The organism is Dissulfurispira sp. (assembly GCF_036745535.1).
Taxonomy (GTDB): domain Bacteria; phylum Nitrospirota; class Thermodesulfovibrionia; order Thermodesulfovibrionales; family Dissulfurispiraceae; genus Dissulfurispira.
In genome coordinates this window covers 5,706-12,559 of sequence record NZ_DAIOFX010000054.1, presented here as the reverse complement: position 1 = coordinate 12,559, position 6,854 = coordinate 5,706, and the positions used below count along the sequence as shown (strand labels likewise).

The 6,854-nt window shown below is 43.4% G+C and carries 7 protein-coding genes; 3 read left to right on the top strand and 4 right to left on the bottom strand.

The genetic code is table 11. The annotated features are described in order from the left end of the window. The first annotated feature begins 150 nt into the window (after window positions 1-150). On the top strand, window positions 151-1,494 hold the full coding sequence (locus V7L97_RS09205; protein ID WP_333655282.1) for an acetate--CoA ligase family protein: 1,344 nt from the start codon (window positions 151-153) through the stop codon (window positions 1,492-1,494). A 355-nt stretch (window positions 1,495-1,849) separates the two neighbouring features. Next, window positions 1,850-2,503, top strand: a complete 654-nt coding sequence (locus V7L97_RS09200) for a Smr/MutS family protein (protein ID WP_333655281.1) — start codon at window positions 1,850-1,852, stop codon at window positions 2,501-2,503. Here the strand turns inward: V7L97_RS09200 and V7L97_RS09195 are convergent. Next, entirely contained in the window at window positions 2,500-3,732 is a 1,233-nt protein-coding gene (locus V7L97_RS09195; protein WP_333655279.1) for a sigma-54 interaction domain-containing protein, read from the bottom strand. The genes V7L97_RS09200 and V7L97_RS09195 overlap by 4 nt on opposite strands. Window positions 3,733-3,992: 260 nt before the next feature. Between V7L97_RS09195 and V7L97_RS09190 the strand changes: the two genes are divergently transcribed. Further along, entirely contained in the window at window positions 3,993-4,346 is a 354-nt protein-coding gene (locus V7L97_RS09190; RefSeq protein ID WP_333655277.1) for a hypothetical protein, read from the top strand. On the opposite strand, the gene V7L97_RS09185 is transcribed toward V7L97_RS09190, so the two are convergent. The 3 genes from V7L97_RS09185 to V7L97_RS09175 all read right to left on the bottom strand — a co-directional run. Beyond that, window positions 4,327-5,631 (bottom strand): NupC/NupG family nucleoside CNT transporter, encoded by a 1,305-nt coding sequence (locus tag V7L97_RS09185; protein ID WP_333655275.1) that lies wholly within the window; start codon window positions 5,629-5,631, stop codon window positions 4,327-4,329. The genes V7L97_RS09190 and V7L97_RS09185 overlap by 20 nt on opposite strands. Next, a complete protein-coding gene (locus V7L97_RS09180; protein ID WP_333655273.1) occupies window positions 5,624-6,394 on the bottom strand; it encodes an amino acid ABC transporter ATP-binding protein in 771 nt (256 codons plus the stop codon). The genes V7L97_RS09185 and V7L97_RS09180 overlap by 8 nt, the downstream gene beginning before the upstream one ends. Next, window positions 6,391-6,854 (bottom strand): amino acid ABC transporter permease (locus V7L97_RS09175; protein ID WP_333655271.1); only part of this gene is annotated, 464 nt, incomplete at its 5' end. The genes V7L97_RS09175 and V7L97_RS09180, both read right to left, overlap by 4 nt.

Sequence of the window (6,854 nt, the reverse complement as noted above, 5' to 3'; positions counted from 1 at the left end):
AAGCGCAGCGCTGTTGCCATGAGATACTAATTTTTTTATCATATTTACCTCCTACCGTATATACATTGTATAACCATATTCATACTTTGTCAAGCGACTGTAAAAGTTGTAAAATTACTGAGTCTATTTTATTCAGGTATAATATAATTTATGGAGAACAATATGAGCCTTGATTATCTATTCAAACCTAAATCCATTGCCCTTATCGGCGCTGCGCACAGCGAAGAAAAGCTGGGTGGTGTTATTCTTAGGAACCTGCTTAAATTCAGGGGCAGGGTTTATCCTGTAAATCCGAATTATACAGAACTCATGGGTTTAAAGACGTATTCTTCTGTCCAGGATATTCCCGAGTCTGTCGATCTGACAATAATCATGAGGCCTGCATCAGAGGTTCCTGAAATACTCAAGGGCCTCCAGGATAAAACCATATGCGTAATCATTGCCAGTTCAGGCTTTGCAGAGATAGGTCAGAATGAGCTTCAAGATGAGGTAAAAAAGATAGGAAAAGAAATTGGCGCGAGGATATTAGGGCCGAACTGCATGGGGTTATACAATCCATATCAAAGGCTCGATACATTTTTTCTTCCTTATGAGAGGTTGAAGAGGCCAAAAAAAGGCAATGTTGCTGTTGTATCTCAGAGCGGTGCGATTTTAAGCTGTCTTCTCGGCGCTGTTAGAGAGGCAAATACAGGCATATCAAAGGCTATAGGTTACGGCAATGCCATAGATATAGATGAGTCGGATTTATACGAATATCTTGCTGAAGATAAAGATACGGATGTAGTGATTTCCTACGTGGAATCTCTGGGAGACGGAAGAAAATTCATAGAAAAGGCAAAAAGATTATCAGAAAAGAAGCCCCTTATCATACTCAAGGCAGGGAAGGGACTGAGCGGGCAGGCAGCAGCCTTTTCCCATACAGGAAGGCTTGCAGGTAAATACGAGGTTTTTCATTCGATCCTCAAACAATTTGGGATAAAGGAGACGATGGATTTTGATGAACTGATCGACGCGACAAAGGCTCTTTCGTATCAGAGACCATCAAAAGGTAATCGTGTCTGCATCATTACAAACGGCGGGGGCTCAGGTGTGCTTGCCGCCGACGAGTGCATGAGACAGGGGCTTGAGGTTGCAAAATTACCTGATGATAAGGCAGAAAAACTCAGACGTGTGTTTCCATATTTTTACGGCATCAATAATCCCATTGACCTGACTGCACAGGTGAGGGATGAAGACTATATTACAGCACTAAACGAACTCAGGGATGATTATGACGGCTTTGTAATCATTGCCCTGCCCAATGTTATGGGTATAACAGAGGAGCTTGCAGATATGATTAATCGTGCTAAGGGGGATATAAACAAACCCATAGTGTTTCATATCCCTGCCAATGGCGTTGCAAGAAGGCTTGTCTCCCTTCTTGAGAAAATGAAGATGCCTGTTTATCCTTCACCGGAAAGGGCAGTGAAGGGATTAAAAGCAATTTTGAAATAATAAAAAAATCTCCCTCTCAGACCACAAAACGGATATGACCTGAGAGGGAGATTTTTTGCAGAGGATTTCTACTTTTTCTTTGCTGTCTTTTTTGCGGTTGTCTTTTTCGCAGTTGCCTTCTTGGCAGTGCCGCATGGGCCCTTTGACTTACATGCCATCAGATAATCACCTCCTCTATCAATTTATATTTTAAAATATATCACTTTTTTGAACGTATTTGAAGTGTCCATAAACTTTTTTATGTGGAAGACAAAGTATTTCCGCTACCCTATCTTCCACTTTTGCTGTCGTAATTTATAAATAATTTAGCCTGAGTTGGTCTATAATTAAATATACCCATTGTGAAGGTGATTTTGTGGGTGCAAAAAGAGACATGCCGGAAACAGTCGCATATCATCCTTTCGAAAGATTGAAAGAACTGATGACAGCAAAAGGTTTTGTCCCGTCCGGGAGACCTGTGCATAAGGAACAGGATATCTCTGACGAGGAAATATTTGTCAGGGCCATGAAGGATGTTAAGGAAGTTAAAGAATTCAGGAATATCCCGATCCGCAGGAAAAAGCCTGTTTTGCCACGTGCTGAGAAGCAGGAATTCAAGGTCTTGCGCATGCTTGCCGAGATCGCAAACGGTAAGAAACCAATTACGCTGTCAGATACGCAGGAATATGTGGAATGGATTAACCAGAATTATAGCGCAGAGATGGTCAGGAAACTTCACGAAGGCAGATTTTCCGTTCAGGACTTTCTCGATTTGCATGGCTTTACAGTTGAAGATGCTGAAGTGGAGGTTGAGAATTTTATCAAAGGCTCATTAAAGAAGGGCTTCAGATGTGTAAAGATTATCCACGGCAGAGGACTCCGCTCTCCAAAAGGCCCTGTGCTGAAGGATGCCATAGCCCAATGGCTCGCAGGCCGCTATAGAAAGCATGTTATAGCTTTTGTGACTGCAAGGCAGTGCGATGGGGGGTTAGGGGCGATATATGTGCTTGTGAAGAAGGGGAAAACTTAATACTTCAGTTTTTTTCTCAGTGTTAAGCGGTTAATGCCAAGGATACGCGCAGCCTCGGATTGATTTTCGTTTGTATAGGAAAGAATATAATCAAAAATGGACTTGTCCACTTCATTATGGATTTTTTCATAAAGATTTTTATCCTTTCTCTCTAATGCCTCTTTAATAGAAGGTATTAAGACAGGGGCAAGATTTTCTGAAAAGCCGGTCTTTTCTGCCACGGAAGGATAGCGTCCCAGTTCTTTGAGTTCATATGTTGTAAGATAATTTGTTTTGCTCAGGGCAATGGAAGAACGGATAATATTTTCAAGTTCACGTATATTTCCGGGCCAGTCATAGGAAGTCAGTCTTTTTAAAAATGCCCTGGTGAAGCCTTTAAGCGGCCTTGGCGCTGTGTGTCTGTATCTATTGATAAAAAAATGCAGCAGGGGCGGTATGTCCTCATTGCGTTCTCTCAGAGGTGGTATATGTATTTTTGTAACGCTCAATCGATGGTATAGATCCTCTCTGAATTTTCCCTCCTTGACCATGACTGACAGATCCCTGTTTGTGGCAGAGATGACCCGCACATTGACCTGAACCTCTTTTGTGCTTCCCAGGGGATAGAATGTCTGTGTTTGCAAGAACCGCAAAAGTTTGGCCTGCAGCGATAGAGGCAGTTCACCCACCTCGTCAAGAAAAACACACCCTTCATCTGCAATCTTAAGAATTCCCTCCTTTGCGGAAACTGCGCCTGTGAAGGAGCCTTTTTCGAATCCGAACAGTTCTGATTCGAGGAGAGTTTCCGGAACAGCAGCACAATTAACTACCACAAAGGGTTTGCCAAACCGTGAGGAGAGCTGTGCAACGGCCTCGGCAACAAGCTCTTTTCCAGTTCCCGTCTCTCCTGTAACAAGAACAGGGGTATCCACCTGCGCCAATCTGGATATTTTCTTGCATACATCCATAATGATGGAGGAATGTCCCACTATTGCACAGGTCGGTGTGGGTGGAAGGCTTGTAACAGGGATGATATGTTTTATTTCACTGCCAAGGTCTTCCAGTTCCTGAAGTGCCTGAAGGACTGCATTTTTACTCAAAGGGCGATGCATCACATCATAGGCGCCAAATGTTACAGCCTCCATTACAGGCCCTGTTATTTTCTGCCGTGTAATGGCGATTATGAGGGCTGTATCACGAAGCTCTTTTATGGCGCCCGGTCTCATTGTATCGAGGTCAAAAAAATACAAAGGCATCTCTATCGATAGATGTGCTGACAGAGAGCTTAAAACCAGCGGGTAGAATGTCCGATAACTCTTTTTTTTAATGAATTATCCTTTGTAAGCAGAACTATCTTTTTCATATTGCGACTCCTGTATAAATGTTATACAGGGTGATTATAAATTAATCAAACAGGATTATTCCCATGCTTTTAAATGGCTTTTTTTCAAGGTATTAAGTTTGGCATGCTGATTGCTTTATCAAATAAAAATGCATCGGAGGTTAAAAAATGTTGGAAGCAAAGATATACGGACTCTGTCTTGAAAGGCTCAGACACCAGATAAATAATGCAAGGCAGAGGACAAAGGATGGAACCTGTACATATAAGGACATCATTCTGCTTGAGTGCTACAATACCGGGGATATAGATGACATTATAGATATTCTCGAGCTTTATGATATAGAAGAAAGGACATTCGAAGGGGTCATGGAGAAACTAAAAGACCTATCGTATACGGTCTCTGCCCTCTCCCGTGAGGCATTGTTTTTTGATTTTACACAAAGCGGGCATCTGGGTCTTTATCTGTCGCTTAATGACAAATCAATAAAGCCGCAGTCAGCACTCACTTGCCAAGCAGTATAGAGCCTTCAATGAAGAATGTCCCTGCAACTGCTGCTGTCATGAGGGTGGCGAGAGTTGCAGCGATTAGCGCCCTGAAGCCTATATCAGAGAGGTCTTTTGTCCTCTTGGGAATGAGAGCAGCAGTGCCTCCTACGAATATTGCGAGTGAGGCTACGTGGGCAAAACCGCAGAGCGCATAAGCAGCAAGGACTGCCGAGCGGGGATCTTTAAGTGCATTTGAAGAAAGAAGCACTGCAAGGTCCTGATACGCCTTAACTTCTGTAAGCACAGCCCTTTCTCCTATGAGCCTTGCTATCTCAAAGGCGTCAGACGGAGGCACGCCTATTACAAGGGCAAAGGGATAGAAGAGATAGCCTAAAAGTCCCTTCAACGACCAATCAATCTGGATTCCAAAGAGATTGTTAAACTTCACGCCGGCACCTGTAAGAATATAGTCTATAAGGGCTACGATGCCCAGGAATGCCAGAAGGAGGGCTACTATGCCTACAACCATTCTGACGCCTTCATTTGCACCGTTTATGATTGCCTCCATAATGGAGGACTCTTTTTCGTAATGGGGCGCTATGTCTATTCCCAATGTCTCAGGCTTATCTATTTCGGGCATGATAATCTTTGACATTACTATGGCTGCTGTTGCTGAAAGTATGGATGCGGATACGAGATGGCCTGCTATTGTTGGAAACTGACCATGAAGCAGGAAGACATAAAGGGCAAGGACATTTGATGCCGTTGTGGACATGCCTGCTGCAAGGATAGTGCATAATTCCGAACGCGTCATGGTGTTCAGGTATGGAAGCACCGTCATATTCGCTTCTACACCAACAAAGATATTGCTGGATACGCTCAATGACTCTGCGCCGCTTATCCTCATTAGCTTTGTGAAGACCTTTGAGAATGCCTTTATAAGTTTTGGCATCACGCCGATATAGTAGAGGGCTGCCATTATGCTCGCAAAGAATATGATTGTAGGCAATGCCTGAAATGCGAGGAAGAAACCCAATGACTCTTCCCCAGCCTCGCCCCTTGTTCCGGGAGGAAGGGCAAGCCTGCCGAAGAGAAACCTTGTGCCTGCGGATGCACTGTCGAGGATTTTTACGACAGCATCGTTTACGATAAGAAATATTTTAGAGCCTGCAGGCACTACGAATATAAAGAGAGCGAATATAAGCTGAAGCACCGTTCCCCAAAGGATGACGCGCCAGTTGATGACCTTTCTGTTTGCAGAGATCGCCCATGCAAACGCCATGAGAATAAATATGCCTATAAAGCTTATAATGTTATACATTCCTCAAAACCCTGCTCAAAAATATCCTCGTCCTTTCCATTTTTGGATTTGTGAATATATCTTCGGGAGTCCCTATTTCTATTATATCCCCTTTGTCAAAGACAACCACCCTGTCTGCAACCTCCCTCGCAAAACCCATCTCGTGTGTAGCTATGAGAGTTGTCATTCCCTCTTCTACAAGGTCTTTTATGACCGAAAGCACTTCTCCAACCATCTCCGGATCAAGGGATGATGTCGGTTCGTCAAAGAGCATTGCCTCAGGCTTCATGGCAAGTGCCCTCGCTATTGCTACTCTCTGCTGCTCTCCACCAGAAAGTTCATCGGGATAGGAATTTGCCTTTTTCTCGATGTTTATTCTTCTTAGAAGTGATAAGGCATTTTCCACTGCCTTATCCTTATCCATGCTGAGCACCCTTGTCGGAGCTTCGATAATATTTTCCATGACCGTCATATGAGGGAACAGATTGAATTGCTGAAACACCATTCCCACCCTGAGCCTGATTTTCCTTATAGTTTCCATATCCTCTTTACGTGGTCTTAATCTGTTTATGGAATGCAGTTCAATATCATTTACATCTATCTCGCCCTCTTGAAAATATTCGAGTCCGTTAATGCATCGTAAGAATGTACTCTTGCCGCTTCCAGAAGGGCCGATAAATACAACTACCTCACCTTTTTGAATATCGAGGTTGATTCCTTTGAAGAGATGGTGTTCCCCATAATATTTATGAAGGTTTTTTACCTCTATCATCGTGTTTATCATCGCATGGGTCCTTTCAGCCTTTCTTCCAATTTCCTTGCAAGTAGAGATAATGGATAACTCATAACAAAGTATAAGAAGGCAACAATAAGCCCCAGTTCAAAAAATCTTAATGTGGTTGCAGCAAGAATGATGTATGTCTTTGTGAGCTCAACCATGGCAATTACCGACACAAGGGATGAGTCTTTGAAAAGGGCAATGAAGTCATTTGCAACTCCCGGAAGGGCTACCCTCACTGTCTGCGGCATTATAATTCTTTTTATTGCAAGGGATTGCGTCATGCCGAGGGAAAGGGCAGCCTCCATCTGTCCCTTTGGCACAGCGTTTATCCCTGCCCTGTAAAGCTCTGATTCGTATGCGGCATAATTCATTCCGAGGCCTATGAATGCAGCCAGCAGAGGGCTCAATGATATTCCTATGTTTGGAAGACCGTAATAAAGGATGTAGAGCTGAATAAGAAGCG

Coding starts and splice junctions, on each gene's coding strand:
- V7L97_RS09205 (WP_333655282.1), top strand. CDS start 151: ATGGAGAACAATATGAGCCTTGATTATCTATTCAAACCTAAATCCATT.
- V7L97_RS09190 (WP_333655277.1), top strand. CDS start 3,993: ATGTTGGAAGCAAAGATATACGGACTCTGTCTTGAAAGGCTCAGACAC.
- V7L97_RS09185 (WP_333655275.1), bottom strand. CDS start 5,631: ATGTATAACATTATAAGCTTTATAGGCATATTTATTCTCATGGCGTTT.
- V7L97_RS09180 (WP_333655273.1), bottom strand. CDS start 6,394: ATGATAAACACGATGATAGAGGTAAAAAACCTTCATAAATATTATGGG.